We start from the raw sequence: 17697 nt of genomic DNA on the forward strand, positions 1-17697 counted from the left end.
GTCGGGTCTGACCCCAACTTTTGCCTTACAATCTGGGCATGAGCTCCAGTTCCCCGCAAGCAACCCCTCCATCTATTCCCCGTTCCGTCTACCTCGGTGGCCTGGCCATCGCCGTGGGCGGGGCGGTGCTGTTTTCCACCAAGGCCATCGTCGCCAAGCTGCTGTACCGCTACCAGATCGACGCCGTCACCCTGATCGCTTTCAGGATGATCTTCTCGCTGCCCGTATTCGCCGTCATCGCCTGGTGGAAGATGCGCACCGAGCCGCCGCTGTCGAACCGCGACCGCTGGCGCCTGGTCGGGCTGGGGCTCGTCGGCTACTACCTGTCCAGCTATCTGGATTTCCTGGGCCTGCAATACATTTCCGTGGGGCTGGAGCGCCTTATCCTGTTTCTCACGCCCACCTTCGTGCTGCTGATTACCACCGTGTACTTCAAGCAGAGCATCAGCCGTTTGCAGTGGCTGGCCTTGCTCACGTCCTACTGCGGCATTGTGCTGGTGTTCGTGCATGACTTGCAGGGCGGCGCCAGCAATGTGGCGCTCGGTTCCACCCTGGTGCTGGGCTCGGCCTGCGCGTATGCCGTGTATCTGCTGGGCTCGGGTGAATTGGTAAAACGCATCGGCTCCATGCGGCTCGTTTCCTACGCGATGTGCGTGGCCAGCTTTGCCTGCATCGCCCAATTCTTCATCCTGCGCCCCGTCGAGCTGCTGATACAGCCCATGCCCGTGTATGGCTTGTCCTTGCTTAATGGCATCTTTTGCACGGTGATGCCCGTCTTCATGACGATGATCGCCGTCGAACGCATCGGCGCGCCCGTCGCTTCGCAGGCGGGCATGATCGGCCCCGTGTCGACCCTGTTCCTGGGCGCCATGATCCTCGATGAACCGATCACCAACTGGCAACTGGCTGGCACCAGCCTTGTGCTCGCCGGGATTTACTTGCTGTCGAAAAAGAAATAATTCCTCCACCCACTGAAAAGTCCTCACCATGAAAACACGCATCGCCCTGATTGCCCACGACAAGAAAAAAGATGACATGATTACCCTGGCGGGCGAATACCTGGACTTTTTGAAGGGTTGCGAACTGTCGGCCACGGGCACCACGGGTGGCCGCCTGATCAATGAGCTGGGCTTGCAGGTGGAACGCAAGCATTCCGGTCCGTTCGGCGGCGACTTGCAGATCGGCTCGCTGCTGGTGGAAGGCTTGATCGATTGCGTGATCTTCCTGCGCGACCCGATGACGCCGCAGCCGCACGAGCCGGACATCAACGCCCTGGTGCGTGCCTGCGACGTGCACAACGTGGCGTGCGCAACGAATCTCTCGTCGGCGCACCTGGTGCTGTCGCAATTGCAGGCGCAGGCCGTTGCTGCCGCCTGATCAACCTACACGAGGAGATGAGCATGAGCGCAACGATTACCACCAAGGCCATCCGCGTACAGCGCACGGGCGGCCCGGAAGTGATGGAGTATGTGGACGTGGAACTGCCGCCGCCGGGTCCCGGCGAGGCGCGCGTCAAGCATGAGGCCATCGGCCTCAATTTCATCGACGTGTATTTCCGCACGGGCTTGTACCCGCAGCCGCTGCCCAATGGCCTCGGTGTCGAGGGCGCGGGCATCGTCGAAGCGGTGGGCGAGGGCGTCACGGAAGTAAAGGTCGGTGACCGGGTGGCGTATGCGGCGCGCATCAATGGCGCGTATGCGCAGCAGCGCAACCTGCCGGCGGCCCTGCTGCTGGTGTTGCCTGAGCGCATAGCTTTCGATACGGCCGCCGCCATGATGCTGCAAGGATTGACGGTGCAATACCTGTTCCACCGCACGGTGGCCCTGAAGGCGGGCGACACCATCCTGTTCCACGCGGCCGCGGGCGGTGTGGGCCTGATCGCCTGCCAGTGGGCGAAAGTGCTGGGCGTGAATCTGATCGGCACGGCTGGCTCCGATGAAAAGGTGGCGCTGGCCAAGGCGCACGGCGCGGCCCACGTCATCAACTACAACACGGAAAACTTCGTCGAGCGCGTGCGCGAAATCACGGGCGGCAAGGGCGTCTCGGTGGTTTACGATTCCATCGGCAAGGACACGTTTACGGGTTCGCTCGATTGCCTGGCGCCGCTGGGCATGATGGTCAGCTTCGGTAACGCCTCCGGTCCCGTGCCGGCGTTTACGCTCAGCGAACTGGCTTCGCGCGGCTCGCTGTTCATTACGCGTCCAGCCCTGTTCAGCTATGCCTCGAACCGCGCCAACCTGGAAGAGATGGCCACCTCGCTGTTCGGCGTCGTCAGCAGCGGCGAAGTGCAGATCGAAATCAATCAGCGCTACAGCCTGGCCAATATCGCCCAGGCGCACACGGACCTGGAAGGGCGCAAGACGACCGGCTCGACCATCATCGTGCCATGAGCGGCGGCAGTGACGGCACGCCGAAATTCGGCCGCCTGCTGATCGTGCTGTTATTGGCCGTGGCCCTGATCGGCGCACTGACCTTTGCCGCCGAGGCGTATTATTCGTAGGTGAAAAAAACCGGCTGGCGCATTGCTGCACCAGCCGGTTTTTTTGTATTGCCACCTGATTATTCGATTTTGACTTCGACTTTCCGGGGCACGCCGCTCTGGCCGGGGAAATCGGCAAAGGCGCTGGCCACCATGGCCGGCATCACTTGCGACGTGGCGCGCTTGTTGCTGGTCGATTGTACGGTCACGTCGTACAGTTTCTTGCCGTTGCGGTCATTGATCGTCACGCGCAGTTCGCGTTCGTATTTATGGCGCACGGTTTCTTCCATGTCCAGCGGACCAAACCAGTAGGGGTTGTAGCCAAAGCGGCCATAGCCTGGCCATGCGCCATAGCGGTAGCCGTAGCGGCCAGGCCAGTAGCCGGGGCCATTCCAGAATGGATCGGACGCCTGCAGCACACGCTCGGGATAGTCGACGGTGGAAAACTGCATCGCCACGCGCAAATTGGCTGCGGCAGGGCCGGAAGCTTCACCGAAGCCGTGCTTGGCCAGTTCCGCGCGCACCAGGTTCTGGTAGCTGCGATATTCCAGCGTGTCGTGTTCGGCCGCTGGCGCTTCAAATGCATAGGATTTGTCCTGCAATTGCGCAGGCCATTCATGGAAAACGGTGACATCGCTGCGTATGGTGGTGGCGCATCCGGTCAGCAACACGGTCAATGCGGCCATCATGATGGTGAGATAACGTTTCATTGCATGACCTCCTGATAGTAGACACAATTCATCGCTTAGTATTATAAGAATAGTTCTATTTGTTTCTATTCATTATTACAGAATGTTACCGAGCATGTCGGCGTGTAAGGGAATCCAACATTCCTGGCCTGAATCGCGACGATCGGAGGCTGGTGTTGGTAAAATAGGCTTTTGCCTCCGCTCCCACCCAAATCCCTATGCGCACAGACAGCCCTCAGACGATTTACCGCAAAGATTACACGCCGCCCAGCTTCCTGGTCGACAGCGTCGAACTTGGTTTCGATCTCGATCCCGCCCGCACAGTGGTGGCGAGCCGGATTCACATGCGCCACAACCCGGCCAGCACCAGCCGCAGCATCGAATTGCACGGCGAACACATCGAACTGGTGATGGTGCGCCTGAATGGCAAAGTGTTGAAGCCGTCGCAGTACAAGCTGACGGCCAGCATGCTGACCATTCCGAAGGCTCCGGACGATGTTACGCTCGATATCGAAACCGTGCTGGCGCCGCAGGACAATACTTCGCTGTCCGGCCTGTACGTGTCGAACCATAATTTCTTCACGCAGTGCGAGGCGGAAGGCTTCCGCCGCATCACCTTCTTCCCGGACCGCCCGGACGTGATGGCCAAATACACGGTCATGCTGCGCGCCGACAAGGAACACTATCCGGTGCTGCTGTCGAACGGTAACCTGATCGAAGAGGGCGACCTCGGCGACGGCCGCCATTACGCCAAGTGGGAAGACCCGTTCAAGAAGCCGTCCTACCTGTTCGCGCTGGTCGCCGCGCGCCTGGTCTGCCAGGAAGAACGCTACACCCTGAAGTCGGGCCGCGAAGTGCTGCTGCAGGTGTGGGTGGAAGACGGCAACCTCGACAAAACCGACTATGCCATGCAGTCGCTGAAAAATTCCATTCGCTGGGACGAGGAACGCTTCGGCCTGGAGCTGGACCTGGACCGCTTCATGATCGTTGCCGTGGGCGACTTCAACATGGGCGCCATGGAAAACAAGGGTTTGAACATCTTCAATACCAAGTATGTGCTGGCCAATTCGCGCGTGGCGACCGACGTCGATTACGCGGGCATCGAAGCGGTGGTCGGCCATGAATACTTCCACAACTGGACCGGCAACAGGGTCACGTGCCGCGACTGGTTCCAGCTGTCGCTGAAGGAAGGCTTGACGGTGTTCCGCGACCAGGAATTCTCGGCCGACATGATCGGCACGGACACGGGCCGCGCCGTTACGCGCATCGACCAGGTGCGCACCCTGCGCCAGGCGCAGTTCCCCGAAGACGCGGGTCCGATGGCGCATCCCGTGCGTCCTGATTCCTTTGTCGAGATCAATAACTTTTATACGGTCACGATCTACGAAAAAGGCGCAGAAGTGGTGCGCATGTATCAGACCCTGGTGGGGCGCGACGGTTTCCGCAAGGGCATGGACCTGTATTTTGAACGCCACGATGGCCAGGCCGTCCAGTGTGACGACTTCCGCGCCGCCATGGCGGATGCGAATGGCCGCGATTTTAGCCAGTTCGAGCGCTGGTACAGCCAGGCCGGCACGCCCATCGTCAAGGCCTCCACGCGCTATGACGCGGACAGCCGGACCTTCGAGCTGACCCTGGCGCAAAGCTGCCCCGCCACGCCGGGCCAGCCGAAAAAACTGCCATTCCACATTCCCGTCACCGTCGGCTTGCTGGCAGCGGACGGCGGCGACCTGCCGCTGTACGTCGATGGTGTGGCCTCGAACGGCGCCACCAGCGTCGTGCTGGAATTGACGCAGGCGTCGCAAACTTTCCGTTTCACGAATGTGATGGAAGCGCCCGTGCCGTCGCTGCTGCGCGACTTTTCCGCGCCCGTGGTGCTGGAATACGACTACACGGATGCCGAACTGCTGCACCTGTTCCGCCACGACAGCGACCCGGTCAACCGCTGGGAAGCGGGCCAGCGCCTGGCCATGGAACGCCTGCTGAAACTGACGGCAGCCGTGGCCGCCGGCGAGACCCTGGCGCTGGACGACACCTTCATCGCAGCGCAGCGCGCCTTGCTGGCCGACGACACGCTCGATCCCGCCTTCCGCGAGCTGGCGCTGATCCTGCCGTCGGAAACCATCATCGCCGAGCGCATGGCGCAAGTCGATCCGCAAGCGATCCACGCGGCGCGCCAGTTCATGCGCCGCACGATTGCCGCAGCCCTGAAGCCCGAACTGCTGGCTCAATACCACGCCAACCAGACGCCGGGCGATTACAGTCCCGACGCCCTGTCGGCCGGCAAGCGCGCGCTGAAAAACCTGGCGCTGTCGTATCTGCTGATCGCACCCGAAGCGGCGGAGCTGGACCTGGCGCGGCTGCAGTTCGACAATGCCGGCAACATGACCGACCGCGCCGCGGCCCTGGGCGCCTTGATCCATTCGGGTTCGCAGCCGCACGCGCAGGCGGCGCTGACCAGCTTCTATAGCGATTTCGAGAACGAGGCGCTGGTGGTCGACAAGTGGTTCGCCATGCAGGCTGCCGCGCCAACGACCGACGTGCAAGCCGTGCGCCAGTTGATGACGCATCCGGCCTTCACCTTGAAAAATCCGAACCGCGCGCGCAGCCTGATCTTCAATTTCACCAACGGCAATCCGTCGCAATTCCATGCGGCAGATGGCAGCGGCTACGCCTTCTGGGCGGAACAAGTCATCGCGCTCGACGCCCTGAACCCGCAAGTGGCGGCCCGCCTGGCGCGCTCCATGGACCGCTGGCGCCGTTACGTGCCGGCGCTGCAAAGCCACATGCGCGACGCGCTGGAAAAAGTCGCCGGCCAGGCCAGTTTGTCGAATGACGTGATGGAAGTCGTTTCCAAGGCATTGGCGAATTGATGGCATGTCGGATTACGCCCTGCGGGCTAATCCGACCTACACGGCGTCATGATTTCGTAGGTCGGCTTAGCGCCAACGGCGCGTAAGCCGACAATCACCGCACGAGACGTATTTAAAACACTAACTAAGGGGTTTCATGAAACGCATCAGTCTTACGCAATACCTGGTCGAAGAGCAGCGCTCGAACAACAGCATTCCGGCCGAACTGCGCCTGCTGATCGAAGTCGTCGCGCGCGCCTGCAAAACCATCAGCCACGCCGTCGGCAAGGGCGCCCTCGGTGAGGTGCTGGGCACGGCCGACACGGAAAACGTGCAGGGCGAAGTACAGAAAAAACTCGACATCATCTCCAACGAGATCCTGCTGGAAGCGAACGAATGGGGCGGCCACCTGGCTGCCATGGCGTCGGAAGAGATGGAATCGATCCACCCGATCCCGAACCGCTATCCGATGGGCGAATACATGCTGCTGTTCGATCCACTCGATGGCTCGTCGAACATCGACGTCAATGTCTCGATCGGCACCATCTTCTCGGTACTGAAAGCACCGGACGGCATGGGTCAGCCGACGGAACAGGACTTCATGCAGGCAGGCAGCAAGCAAGTGGCGGCCGGCTACGCCGTGTACGGCCCGCAAACCATGCTGGTGCTGACCTTCGGCAATGGCGTGAACTGCTTCACCCTGGACCGCGAGATGGGTTCGTGGGTGCTCACGCAAAGCAATATGCAGATTCCGCCGACGACGAAGGAATTCGCCATCAACATGTCGAACGCGCGCCACTGGCATCCGCCTGTGAAACGCTATGTCGATGAACTGCTGGCCGGCGACACGGGCCCGCGCGGCACCAATTTCAACATGCGCTGGATCGCCTCGATGGTGGCCGACGTGCACCGCATCCTGAACCGCGGCGGCATCTTCATGTACCCGGCCGACCTGCGCGACACCTCGATGCCGGGCAAACTGCGCCTGATGTACGAAGCGAACCCGATGGCCTTCATCGTCGAGCAAGCGGGCGGCGCGGCCACCGACGGCCAGCAGCGCATCATGGACATCGCCCCGCACAAGCTGCACCAGCGCGTGCCCGTCTTCCTCGGTTCGAAAGACGAAGTGGCCCGCGTCACGGCCTACCACGCGGAATAAAAGCCGCACTTTTCCACGATTTTCAGCGGCCCGCAGCCGGGCCGCTAAAAAAATGCAAAAAAGTTCGCGTTGACACTAGCAAATTTTGTGCATTGTTTGTAGAATGTGGGTCTTCGCCGTTGTAGCTCAGTTGGTAGAGCAGCACATTCGTAATGTGAAGGTCGCCAGTTCGATTCCGGCCAACGGCACCAAGTTTCATCAGAAAACCCGCTTGACTTGCAAAAGTCGGCGGGTTTTTTGTTTTTGTCATCCTTCCGGCGTCATATCCACTGATCGTTCTGCACAGTGCGCTCATCCGCGTCGCCGTCGCCCGTGTTGACCACGCCGCGCGGCTCGATCAGCAGCAGCCTGGCTTCGGCAAGGGCGCACGGTTTGTGTTCGACGCCACGAGGCACCACCGCCATCTGGCCGGCGCGCAGCACGATGGCGTGTCCTTCCGCGTAGCCGGGGCCGCGCAGGGCGATGCGCAATTCGCCTTCCAGCACGATGAAGGTTTCGTCCGTGTCGGCGTGCCGGTGCCACTGGAATTCACCGAGTACCTTGACCACCTTGAATTGGTAGTCATTCATTTCGGCGATGACGCGCGGCTGCCAGTGCCCGTCGATCAGGGCTATCTTGCCTGCCAGGTCGATGGACCGGCCCTGGCCGCGCGTGGTGGTGGTAGTGGTGGTGTCTGGCATGCTGTGCTCCGTTCAAGTGGCGATGCAGCCAGAATACGCGGCTGCTTGCCGGCCGTATTGAACGATCGTGGGTGTTTTCAGCGCGTGCTGGCGCCGCCGGCGTAACGCAGCCAGCGGCCAGGCGTCAGCCCATGGGTTTTCAGGAAATGCCGCGTCATGTGGCTCTGGTCGGCGAAGCCCGCGGCCATGGCGGCCGAGGCGAGCGTGGCGCTACCCAAGAGCAGGCGCCGCACCATCTCCAGGCGCCGCATCGTCAGATAGCGGTACGGGCTGGTGCCATAAAACACGCGAAAGTCGTGCGACAGGCTCCAGCGGTCGCGTCCCGTTGCCGCTTCGAGTTCCGCCAGGGTGACGGCGCGCGTGCAGTGCGCCTGCAGGTAGTCGCGCGCGCGCCGCGCCGCCAGGTAGTCGCCTTTTGGGCGCTGCGCTGGCGTGCCGGCCACCGCCGCCAGCGCATGCGCCAGTTCGGCTAGCGCCTCGCTTTGTTCCAGCGTTTCGAGCGGGTGGCCGTCATGCGGCAGCAGGGCACAGGTGGCCGCCGCCAGGCGGGGATCGGTCGACACGCCGCCTTCGATGAAGGGCAGCGCGCGTCCGCCCAGCACGTCCTGGAACAGCGCCGGTTCGATATACAGCATGCGGTAACGGAAGCCGGCGTCGGTACCCGCCTGGCCATCGTGCGCCTCGTCGGGATGCAGGATCATGGTATTGCCGGGCAGGCTGTCGCGCTGGCCGCGGCGATAGCTGAAACGCTGCACGCCCGCCAGCGTGCGGCCGATGGCGTAGGTGTCGTGGCGGTGCATGGCATAGGCCTTGCCCTGGAACCACGCTTCGATGCGCTCGATTCCCTGTACCGGTTCGGCGCACCTGACCCAGTCGCTGGGTGCTGGCGCTGATGCTTGCTTCATGGTGCTTGTTCGCAGATGCCTGCCCTGGTTGCGGAACGCAGACTGTACTCGCCGCGCGCAGGGCTGTCCACGAAAACCGTGGCTCAGAAGTTGTGCTTCAGAAGTTGTGTTTGATACCCAGCGCCACGCCCGACAAGGTGGCGCCCTTTGTTTCCCCATCGCGTCCCAGGCTGTTGATGGCAAAGCCGGCGATGCCGTTGCGGCCGTTGGCCAGCCGCGTGTAGTAGGCATACAGGCTGCTGCGTTTCGACAGCTGGTAGTCGTAGCCGGCGGTTGCGTGGGTGGCGCCCGTACCGCTGCCGGCGCGCACGGTGCCGATGGTTTCCAGCGCGCTGCCGGTGGCGCTTTGCGCGTGGGCCAGGCCGAAGCGCAGGCCGTGGCGGCCAAACTGGCGCGTGGCGGAGACATATACCGTGCGCCGGCGTAGCTCGCCCGTGGCCGTGGCGTAGCGCAGGCTTTCCAGCGCCACCGCCAGCTGCGTGGCGCTGTCTATCCTCCATGCCAGGGCCAGCTTGCTGCCACGGTCGGAGAGCCCGCGCCCCTGGTAGTCGTGATGCTCTTCCTGCGCCAGACTGGCGTACAGGGCATCGCCGTCGTAGAGCAGGGCGGCCGACGTCAGCGCCGGATGCGCGCCGCTGGCCGGCCGTTCTTCCGCCATGCCGCGCGCCACGCGCAGCGACCAGCCCTGCCACTGCGGTGTCCAGTAATGCACGCTGTTTTGCTGGCGCCGGTCGAACGAGTACGCGTTGCTGGTATTGCTTTCGGTGGCGCCCGCGCCATTGCCCATCAGGCTCATGTAGCCGGCCGTGGTGGGGTAGAACGGGTCGAGCGCGGAGGTGGCGCTGTTGTAGGGCAGGGTCCAGTTACCGGCAAACAGCGTGCCCCACGGCCCGGCAATGCCGACACGCGTGTCGCGCGCGGCGATGGCGCCCGCGCCCGTATCTGGCGCCAAGGTGCCCTCGATCTGGAACAGCGCCTGCCAGCCGCCGCCCAGGTCTTCGCTGCCGCGAAAACCGAGTACCGAACGGTTGTTGGAGACGCGCTGCACCTTGTCGCCGCTGCCGGACGAGTGCAGCGCTTCGAGCGCCACGTTCAGGCGGCCATACAGCTGCACGTTTTCCTGTGCAGTGGCGGTCAGGTTGGCCCCCAGCGCGAGCGCGCCGGCAGCCAGCAGGGGCAATCGCCTCAGCATGGCCTCAGAACGCAAAGCAGCTGCATCCCAGCGCGCCCCAGAAGCCGGAGTGGCTGGAGACGGGCACGGAGCTCTTGCGCGCCACGTCGTGCGCGTGGGCGTGTACGCCGCAGGCGCCCTGGCACTGGTGCTGCTGCATGACGCTGGTCTTTTGCGGCGGCGCAGAGCGGTAGTGGCCGGCCACGTTTTTCACGGGTGACCAATCGGGCAGCACGGGAATCGGTGGCGGCGCCAGCTTGGTAAATTCCGCCTGGCCGTAGACGATCTTGCCGCCGACGATGGTTAGCACGGATTCGATCGACTTGATCGCTTCTTCATCGATACTGAAGAAATCCGCGCTCAGGACCGCCAGGTCGGCCAGCATGCCTTCCTGGATGCGCCCCTTCTTGCCTTGCTCGCTGGAGAACCAGGCGCTGCCCACCGTCCACAGTTCCAGCGCCGTGTCGCGCGACAAACGGCTGCCTGCGTCGTACAGGCGCAAGCCGCCCACGGTGCGGCCTGATACCAGCCAGTACAGCGCCGTCCACGGGTTGTAGCTGGCGACCCTGGTGGCATCGGTGCCGCCGCCCACTGGCACGCCCGAGGCAAGCATGCGCGCGATCGGCGGCGTGGCCTTGGCCGCTTCCGCGCCGTAGCGGTCGACGAAGTATTCGCCCTGGAAGGCCATGCGGTGCTGGATGGCGATGCCGCCGCCCAGCGCCTTGACCCGGTCGATGTTTTTCGGCGTGATGGTTTCGCAGTGGTCGAACATCCAGTGCAGGCCGTCGAAAGGGATATCGCGGTTGACCTTTTCAAAGACCGTCAGCATGCGCTCTATCGATTCGTCATAGGTGGCGTGCAGGCGGAAGGGCCAGCGTTTCGACACCAGGTGGCGCACGACCTTTTCCAGTTCGTCGTCCATGCCGGGCGCCAGGTCCGGGCGCGGCTCAAGAAAATCCTCGAAGTCGGCGGCGGAAAACACCAGCATTTCGCCGGCGCCGTTATGACGATAGTAATCGTCGCCCTGGCCCGGCGTGACCATCTCCGTCCATTTTTCAAAATCCTCCAGCTCGCGGCCCTTGTTTTGCGTGAACAGGTTGTAGGCGATGCGGATGGTCAGCTGGTCTTTCTGCGCCAGTTCGTCGACGACGGCGTAATCCTCGGGATAATTCTGGAAGCCGCCGCCCGCGTCGATGGCGCTGGTCAGGCCCAGGCGATTGAGTTCGCGCATGAACTGGCGCGTGGAATTGACTTGCAATTCGCGCGGCAGGGTTGGACCCTTGGCCAGGGTCGCATATAAAATCATGGCGTTCGGACGGGCGATCAGCATGCCCGTGGGGTTGCCGGCAGCGTCGCGCACGATTTCGCCGCCGGGCGGGTTCGGCGTGTTCTTGTCGTAGCCGACCACGCGCAGGGCGGCGCGGTTCAGCAGGGCGCGGTCGTACAGGTGCAGGATGAAGACGGGCGTGTCGGGCGCGGCCGCGTTGATTTCATCGAGGGTAGGCATGCGCTTTTCCGCGAACTGGAATTCGTTCCAGCCGCCGACGACGCGCACCCATTGCGGGTTCGGCGTGCGCAGCGCCTGTTCTTTCAGCATGCGCAGGGCGTCGGCCAGCGACGGCACGCCTTCCCAGCGCAATTCCAGGTTGTAGTTCAAGCCGCCGCGGATCAGGTGCAGGTGCGAGTCGTTCAGGCCGGGAATCACCGTGCGGCCACCGAGGTCGATCACGCGGCTGTCGGGCGCGCGGTGGCGCATGACGTCATCGGTATCGCCGACGGCGAGGAATTTGCCGTCGGCGATGGCCACCGCGCTCGCTTGCGGGCAGCTTTTATCGACGGTATGGAAGCAGCCGTTGAGCAGTATCAAGGGGGCGGCGGCGGGGAGGGTGTGTTCTGGCATGGTGCAGCTCCATGGTTGCGGTGCGGGGAGGGCCGGCGTGCGCGGCGCGAAAGTCACGTCGGCCAGTGTAGCGGACGTCCCGCGCCTGAACACGGGCCAAAAGATCAGGTGGAGCGTGGCACACTGGCCGAAGGACGGGGGCGCAGGCCTGCCGCATGGCTTACCATGCAGGCAGCGGCGCCGGGGAGCTGGCGCGTTTTTTGTTTTTTTAGTGCATTGCACGGTATCAGGAGTCATTCGATGGATCAGCCACCACACAGCCGCTTGTTCGGCACCAGCCTGGGATTTTTAGCCGGGTATGTCGATACCCTGGGTTTTATTGCCCTGTTTGGCCTGTTTACAGCCCATGTCACGGGCAACTTCGTGCTGATCGGCGCCGCCCTGGCGGATGCCTCGCGCGTGTCCATCCTGCTGAAGTTTCTCGCTTTTCCCGCCTTTATCGCCGGCGTCGCCATCACGCGCCTGATGGTGCTGGCTGTCGAGCGCCGCGCCGGCCCGTCGCTGACCCTGGCCATGCTGCTGCAGTGGGCCTTGCTGGCCGGCTTCATGGTGTTTGGCATCCTGGCCGAACCGATTGGCAAGGATGTCAGTTCCATGGCCATGGCGGCCGGTTTGCTAGGCACGGCCGCCATGGGCGTGCACAGCGCCACCAGCCGGCTGCTGCTGGCGCACCTGGCGCCCACCTCCATGATGACGGGTAACGTGACGCAGATCGTCATCGACACCGTCGACGTGCTGCGCGGCGCGGCCGATGCCGCCACCCATGCACGCTGCGGCAAGTTCTTCTGGCCGCTGGCAGCCTTCGCGCTGGGCGCCATCGCCGCCGCCTTTGCCTACCTGGCCTTCGGCTTCGTGGCGCTGGCCGTGCCCTTGCTGCTGCTTGCCGGCCTGATCATCGCGCAGCATCGCAGCGGCCGCGCGGCGGTGCCTGCCGCCTGAGCCGCCATGCGCCTGCCCGTCCTGGCCGCGCTGTGCTGCCTGCTGCTGTTGTTCAGCCCTCCGGCGCTGGCCATCGACGCGGCGCGCGGCATCCACCAGCTGCAGCACACCAGCTGGACGTCCAGGGATGGTGCGCCGGACGACATCAGCGTCATCGCCCAGGGCGGTGACGGCTTCCTGTGGCTGGGCACCCATGCGGGCCTGGTGCGCTTTGACGGCCTGCGTTTCGAGCCCTTGCGTGCGCGCCAGGGTGTGTTTCCCGATACGGTGATTCTGGCCCTCAAGCGCGCTGCCGACGGCGGCATGTGGGTGGGCTGGCAAGTGGGCGGCATCAGCCATGTCAAGGATGGCGTGGTGCGCAATTACGGCGAGGCGCAGGGCGTGCGGCCCGGTTCCGTCTGGGGTTTCGCCATCGACGCCACGGGCGCCGTGTGGGCCGCCGGCGTGGCCGGGGTGTCGCGCTTCGACGGCCGGCGCTGGCAGGCGATGGGGCCGGCGCAAGGCTACACGGCGCAAAAGGCCTCAGCCGTGTTCGCGGACCGCGACGGCCGGCTGGGCGTGTTCAGCGAACAGGGACTGTTCCTCTGGCAGCCGGGCCAGGCGCGCTTCGCGCCGCCCGTGGGCCGCCTCGACTTGCGCGCTCCGCCGCAGCAGGGACCGGATGGCCGCCTGTATCTGCTGGAGCTGCGCGGCATTCGCATCATCGACTCGCTCGAGCGCTACGACCAGCTCGACCACCGCTGGATCTACCGCGATACGAGCGGCACCAGCGGCAGCATGCTGGTCGACCGCCAGGGCACCCTGTGGTTCGACAGCCAGTTCGGCCTGCACCGCACGCGCAGCGCCGGCGCGCTGGGGCCGCAGCAGCTGGGCATCAGCGGCGACACGGAATCGTTCCTGCCCAAGGATGGCTTGAGCAATGTGCTGATCGCTTCCCTGTGCGATGACAACGAAGGCAATGTCTGGGTCGCCACGTATGCGGGCCTGGACCGTTTTCGCCAGGCCGCGCCCGTGATCCTCAGCGCGCGCGCGGGGCCCGAGGCGCCCGAAGCCTTCCGCGCGCAGCAGCTGTCGCCCGGCACCGGCGGGCGCATGTGGCTGTCGAAGGAGGGCGATACGCCGCTGATGCTGGCGGCGCCCGACGGCAAGGTGCTGCGCGCGCCAGCGCTGGGTCCCGTCACGGCCATCCTGGCGGCGCCGGGCGGCATCCGCGTCGGCACCCGCGCCGGCTTGCTGCGGCTCGATGGCGAGGATGGCCGCGTGCTCGAGACGATTGCCTATCCGCCGGAAGCGGCCGCGTTGAAACGGGTGCGCATGGCCGTGAACGCGCCCGACGGCAGCCTGTGGGCGATTTTCAGCGGCGCCGGCGTGTTCCAGTACGCGGACGGCGCATGGCGGCGCGAACCGGCCTTGCCCGAGGGCGGGCGCAAGGTGCCGCTGGCGCTGCTGGCCGATGCGGCCGGGCGCCTGTGGCTGTCCTATCCGGACGGCAGCGTGGCGGTGCTGGATGGCGGGCGCCTGGCCAGCTACGGTCCCGCACAGGGACTCGACCTGGGCAAGGTGCCGGCGCTGCTGGAAACGGGCGGCCAGCTGCTGGCGGGCGGCCAGCAGGGCCTGGCCCTGTGGCGCGGCGGGCGCTTCGTGCCGCTGCGCGCCGCGGCGCCCGGCGTTTTCGACGGCGCGGTCGGCATGCTGCGCGCGCGCGACGGCAGCCTGTGGCTCAATACGGGCAATGGCGCCGTGCGCGTGGCCGCGGCCGAAGTGGCGCAGGCCCTGCGCGATCCGTCCTACGCCATGCAGGCGCGCTGGTACGATGGCGCCGATGGTTTGAATGGCAAAATGAGCTTGCTGCACAACGGCTCGATAGCCGAAGCGGACGATGGCAAAATCTGGTTTTCACGCGAGAGCGCGACCTTCTGGATCGACCCGCGCCAGCCGGTGCCGCCGCTGCCGGCGCCGCAGGCCGAGATCGGGGCATTGATGGTCGATGGCCAGCGCGTCGCCGCCGCCGATTATGGGCGCCTGCCGGCCGGCACGCGCGGCGTGCAGTTCGCCTACAACGCCAGCAGCCTGGGCGCGCCGGCCCGCCTGCGTTTCCGCTACCGTCTGGAAGGCTATGACAGGGACTGGCAGAACGCGGACGAGCAGCGCCAGGCGCAATATACGGGCCTGGGACCTGGCGCCTACCGCTTCCAGGTGAAGGCCATCAATGGCGACGGCGTGGCCAGCGCGGTGGCGCAACTGCCGTTCCGCGTGTTACCCGCCTTTTACCAGACCTGGTGGTTCCGCAGCCTGTGCGCGGCGGCGCTGCTGGCGGCCGCGTATGGCGTCTGCCGCTGGCGGATGCGCGAGCACGCCGCGCGCCTGCAGGCGCGAATGGAGGCGCAGCAGGCCGAGCGCGAACGCATCGCGCGCGAGCTGCACGATACCCTGCTGCAGGGTACGCAGGCGATGATCCTGCACTTTCACAATGCCAGCATGGCCATCGCCGAGGATGATCCCGCACGCGCCGCCATGCTGCGCGCGCTCGACGACGCCGATCGCATGCTGGGCGAAGGACGCGACCATGTGCACGACCTGCGCGCGGGCGACGATGCCGGCGCGCGCTGGAGCGTCATCCTGCAGCGCGAAGGCGAACGGCTGGCGGCGCAGCACGGCATCGTGTTCCGCTATGCGCAGGAAGGCGAGGCGCGCCTGCTGCATGCGCGCGCCGCGCACGAGATCTATCGCATCGCCAGCGAAGCGCTGCGCAATGCCTTCCGGCATGCGCGCGCGCAGGTGGTCGAGGTGACGGTGCGCTATGCGTGCGGCGGCATCGAACTGCTCGTGCGCGACGATGGCCAGGGTTTGCCGCCGGTGGTGGCGGCGAACGGGCAGATTCCCGGACACTGGGGCATGCCCGGCATGCGCGAGCGCGCCGCGAAACTCGGTGCGCGCCTGTCCGTGGGCGGGCGCGACGGAGGCGGCACGCAGTGGCACCTGCGGGTGCCGGCGCGCCGCGCCTGGCCGCTGGCGCACGGCCCGTTGCGCCGCTGGTGGCAGCGCTGGCGCCGCTCAGGCGTCGAGGATGCCGCGCCGTAGCGCGATGGTGACGGCGTGGGTGCGGTCCCGGGCGCCCAGCTTGGCCAGGATGGTGCTCATGTGCGCCTTGACGGTTTCTTCCTTGATCTGCAGCAGGGCGCCCGTTTCGCGGTTGGAATTACCTTGCGCGACTTGCTTGAGCACGTCCAGTTCGCGGTTCGACAGCACGTCGCTGCACGCATACAGGGCCAGTTCCGCCTCGATCTCGGGCGTGATGTGGCGCCGTCCCGCGTGCACGTTCTGTATCGCCGCCAGCAATTCGTGGCGCAGCGCGCTTTTCAGCACATAGCCGCAGGCGCCCGCGCGGATGGCGCGCAGCACCTGCGTGTCGCCCTTGTAGGTGGTCAGCACGATGATGCGCGCCTGCGGATGGCGCGCGCGGATGGCGCCGATGGCGTCAAGGCCGCTCATGACCGGCATCTGCAAATCCATCAGCGTGACATCGGGCAGCAGCGCGTCGAACTGCTGCACCGCCTGCTGGCCATCGGTGGCCTGGCCCGCCAGTTGCACGCCCGGAAATGACTGCAGCAAGGTGGTGATGCCGTCGAGCAGCATCTGGTGGTCGTCGGCAATGAGGATGCGTATCGGTGCCGTATCGCTGCGCATGGTGTTGTCTGGCAAAGAGGAGTTAGCGATCAAGAGTCGTCGGAGCATGGTGAGCAAAAGGTATTTTACCGCAGCGCCTGCCCTCGTGCAGGAGGTATTTCCCATAGGCAATCAACATGCCAGCCTATATTTAGATAGTGGTGCGGGCACGCCGCCAGGCATACGATGCACGGCAGTACCCACTCAACCCTGTCTTCATGGATGACATCATGACCAATCCGAAACTGGAAGTCCTTACCCCCGACAATTGCCAGATCATTTTCATCGACCAGCAGCCGCAAATGGCGTTCGGCGTGCAGTCGATGGACCGGCAAGCGCTGAAAAACAATACCGTGGGCCTGGCCAAGGCCGCCAAGGTGTTCAACATCCCCACCATCATCACCACGGTGGAGACGGAAAGCTTCTCCGGCCATACCTATCCGGAATTGCTGGACGTCTTCCCCGGCAAGGATATCCTCGAGCGCAGCTCGATGAATTCCTGGGATGACCAGAAGGTGCGCGATGCGCTGGCCGCCAACGGCAAGAAGAAAGTCGTTGTTTCGGGCCTGTGGACGGAAGTGTGCAACAACAGCTTCGCCCTGTGCGCGATGCTCGAAGGAGACTACGAAATCTACATGGTGGCCGACGCTTCCGGCGGCACGTCGAAGGAAGCGCACGACTACGCCATGCAGCGCATGATCCAGGCCGGCGTGGTGCCGGTCACCTGGCAGCAGGTGCTGCTGGAATGGCAGCGCGACTGGGCGCACAAGGCAACTTACGACGCCGTGATGGCCATCGTGCGCGAACACTCGGGCGCCTACGGCATGGGCGTCGACTACGCCTACACGATGGTGCACAAGGCGCCGCAGCGCATTCACGGCGAACACGCCACCCTGGCGCCGGTGCCTGCCAAGTAATCGCCGCGCGGCTATGCCATGCGCCGCGCGCCTGACCGCGCGCGGCGTTTTTTTTCATCGAAAGGAATGCGCCATGAAGTTATATGTGATTTCGCTGGCCGTGGGCTTGCTCGTTGGCATCATCTACGCCGTCCTGCAGGTGCGCTCGCCGGCGCCGCCCGCGATTGCCCTGATCGGTTTGCTGGGCATGCTGATCGGCGAACAGATCGTCCCCGGCGTCAAGCGCCTGATGGCGGGCGAAGCCATCACGGTGTCGTGGCTGCGCAGCGAATGCGTGCCGAAGATCAGCGGCGTGGAAGCCAAGCCAACGCTGGCCAAGGCCGCGGCAAAGTTGGATGAT

15 protein-coding genes and 1 tRNA gene are annotated in these 17697 nt (G+C 64.7%); 10 read left to right on the forward strand and 6 right to left on the reverse strand.

Annotated features, from left to right (window positions below; translation table 11 throughout):
- Window positions 1-38 precede the first annotated feature (38 nt).
- Genes HWE17_RS01630 through HWE17_RS01640 form a run of 3 tightly spaced genes read left to right on the forward strand, consistent with a single transcriptional unit; the run spans window position 39 to window position 2390 of the window.
- On the forward strand, window positions 39-959 hold the full coding sequence (locus HWE17_RS01630; protein WP_099378120.1) for a DMT family transporter: 921 nt from the start codon (window positions 39-41) through the stop codon (window positions 957-959).
- A gap of 28 nt (window positions 960-987) precedes the next feature.
- The gene (locus tag HWE17_RS01635; protein ID WP_035821766.1) at window positions 988-1377 is read left to right on the forward strand and encodes a methylglyoxal synthase; all 390 of its coding nucleotides are present in this window, start codon (window positions 988-990) and stop codon (window positions 1375-1377) included.
- 23 nt (window positions 1378-1400) lie between these two features.
- On the forward strand, window positions 1401-2390 hold the full coding sequence (locus HWE17_RS01640) for a quinone oxidoreductase (RefSeq protein ID WP_099402849.1): 990 nt from the start codon (window positions 1401-1403) through the stop codon (window positions 2388-2390).
- Between the two features lie 169 nt (window positions 2391-2559).
- Here the strand turns inward: HWE17_RS01640 and HWE17_RS01645 are convergent, their stop codons facing one another.
- The gene (locus HWE17_RS01645) at window positions 2560-3189 is read right to left on the reverse strand and encodes a DUF4136 domain-containing protein (RefSeq protein WP_099402850.1); all 630 of its coding nucleotides are present in this window, start codon (window positions 3187-3189) and stop codon (window positions 2560-2562) included.
- 197 nt (window positions 3190-3386) lie between these two features.
- Between HWE17_RS01645 and pepN the strand changes: the two genes are divergently transcribed.
- The 3 genes from pepN (at window position 3387) to HWE17_RS01660 (ending at window position 7370) form a co-directional block, all read left to right on the forward strand.
- Window positions 3387-6041 (forward strand): aminopeptidase N, encoded by a 2655-nt coding sequence (gene pepN / locus HWE17_RS01650; protein ID WP_176387598.1) that lies wholly within the window; start codon window positions 3387-3389, stop codon window positions 6039-6041.
- A gap of 136 nt (window positions 6042-6177) precedes the next feature.
- Complete coding sequence (locus HWE17_RS01655) at window positions 6178-7179, forward strand: class 1 fructose-bisphosphatase (protein WP_176387599.1); 1002 nt, start codon at window positions 6178-6180, stop codon at window positions 7177-7179.
- Window positions 7180-7294: 115 nt separating this feature from the next.
- Window positions 7295-7370 (forward strand) — tRNA-Thr (locus HWE17_RS01660).
- 69 nt (window positions 7371-7439) lie between these two features.
- Here HWE17_RS01660 and HWE17_RS01665 read toward each other — a convergent pair.
- The 4 genes from HWE17_RS01665 to HWE17_RS01680 all read right to left on the reverse strand — a co-directional run bounded on the left by HWE17_RS01665 (window position 7440) and on the right by HWE17_RS01680 (window position 11835).
- Complete coding sequence (locus HWE17_RS01665) at window positions 7440-7859, reverse strand: cupin domain-containing protein (protein WP_176387601.1); 420 nt, start codon at window positions 7857-7859, stop codon at window positions 7440-7442.
- A gap of 77 nt (window positions 7860-7936) precedes the next feature.
- A complete protein-coding gene (locus tag HWE17_RS01670; RefSeq protein ID WP_176387602.1) occupies window positions 7937-8764 on the reverse strand; it encodes an AraC family transcriptional regulator in 828 nt (275 codons plus the stop codon).
- 97 nt (window positions 8765-8861) lie between these two features.
- Window positions 8862-9956, reverse strand: coding sequence for a porin (locus tag HWE17_RS01675; RefSeq protein ID WP_176387603.1), 1095 nt, complete (start codon window positions 9954-9956; stop codon window positions 8862-8864).
- 4 nt (window positions 9957-9960) lie between these two features.
- On the reverse strand, window positions 9961-11835 hold the full coding sequence (locus HWE17_RS01680; RefSeq protein WP_176387604.1) for an amidohydrolase: 1875 nt from the start codon (window positions 11833-11835) through the stop codon (window positions 9961-9963).
- A gap of 240 nt (window positions 11836-12075) precedes the next feature.
- Here HWE17_RS01680 and HWE17_RS01685 point away from each other — a divergent pair, with 240 nt between their 5' ends.
- Both HWE17_RS01685 and HWE17_RS01690 read left to right on the forward strand, forming a co-directional pair.
- A complete protein-coding gene (locus tag HWE17_RS01685; RefSeq protein WP_176387605.1) occupies window positions 12076-12774 on the forward strand; it encodes a YoaK family protein in 699 nt (232 codons plus the stop codon).
- Between the two features lie 6 nt (window positions 12775-12780).
- Window positions 12781-15855, forward strand: coding sequence for a sensor histidine kinase (locus HWE17_RS01690; RefSeq protein WP_176387606.1), 3075 nt, complete (start codon window positions 12781-12783; stop codon window positions 15853-15855).
- On the opposite strand, the gene HWE17_RS01695 is transcribed toward HWE17_RS01690, so the two are convergent.
- Window positions 15829-16461: a response regulator transcription factor gene (locus HWE17_RS01695; RefSeq protein WP_176387607.1), complete on the reverse strand. Its 633-nt coding sequence runs from the start codon at window positions 16459-16461 to the stop codon at window positions 15829-15831. The two genes, HWE17_RS01690 and HWE17_RS01695, sit on opposite strands and share 27 nt — an antisense overlap.
- Before the next feature lie 209 nt (window positions 16462-16670).
- Between HWE17_RS01695 and HWE17_RS01700 the strand changes: the two genes are divergently transcribed.
- Together HWE17_RS01700 and HWE17_RS01705 are read left to right on the forward strand one after the other, a co-directional pair.
- Window positions 16671-17357, forward strand: a complete 687-nt coding sequence (locus HWE17_RS01700; RefSeq protein WP_035828118.1) for a hydrolase — start codon at window positions 16671-16673, stop codon at window positions 17355-17357.
- A gap of 73 nt (window positions 17358-17430) precedes the next feature.
- On the forward strand, window positions 17431-17697 hold a 267-nt coding region (locus tag HWE17_RS01705), incomplete at its 3' end, for a XapX domain-containing protein (protein ID WP_176387608.1).

Origin of the sequence: Janthinobacterium sp. BJB401, from assembly GCF_013372745.1 — a bacterium.
Lineage (GTDB): Bacteria > Pseudomonadota > Gammaproteobacteria > Burkholderiales > Burkholderiaceae_D > Janthinobacterium > Janthinobacterium rivuli.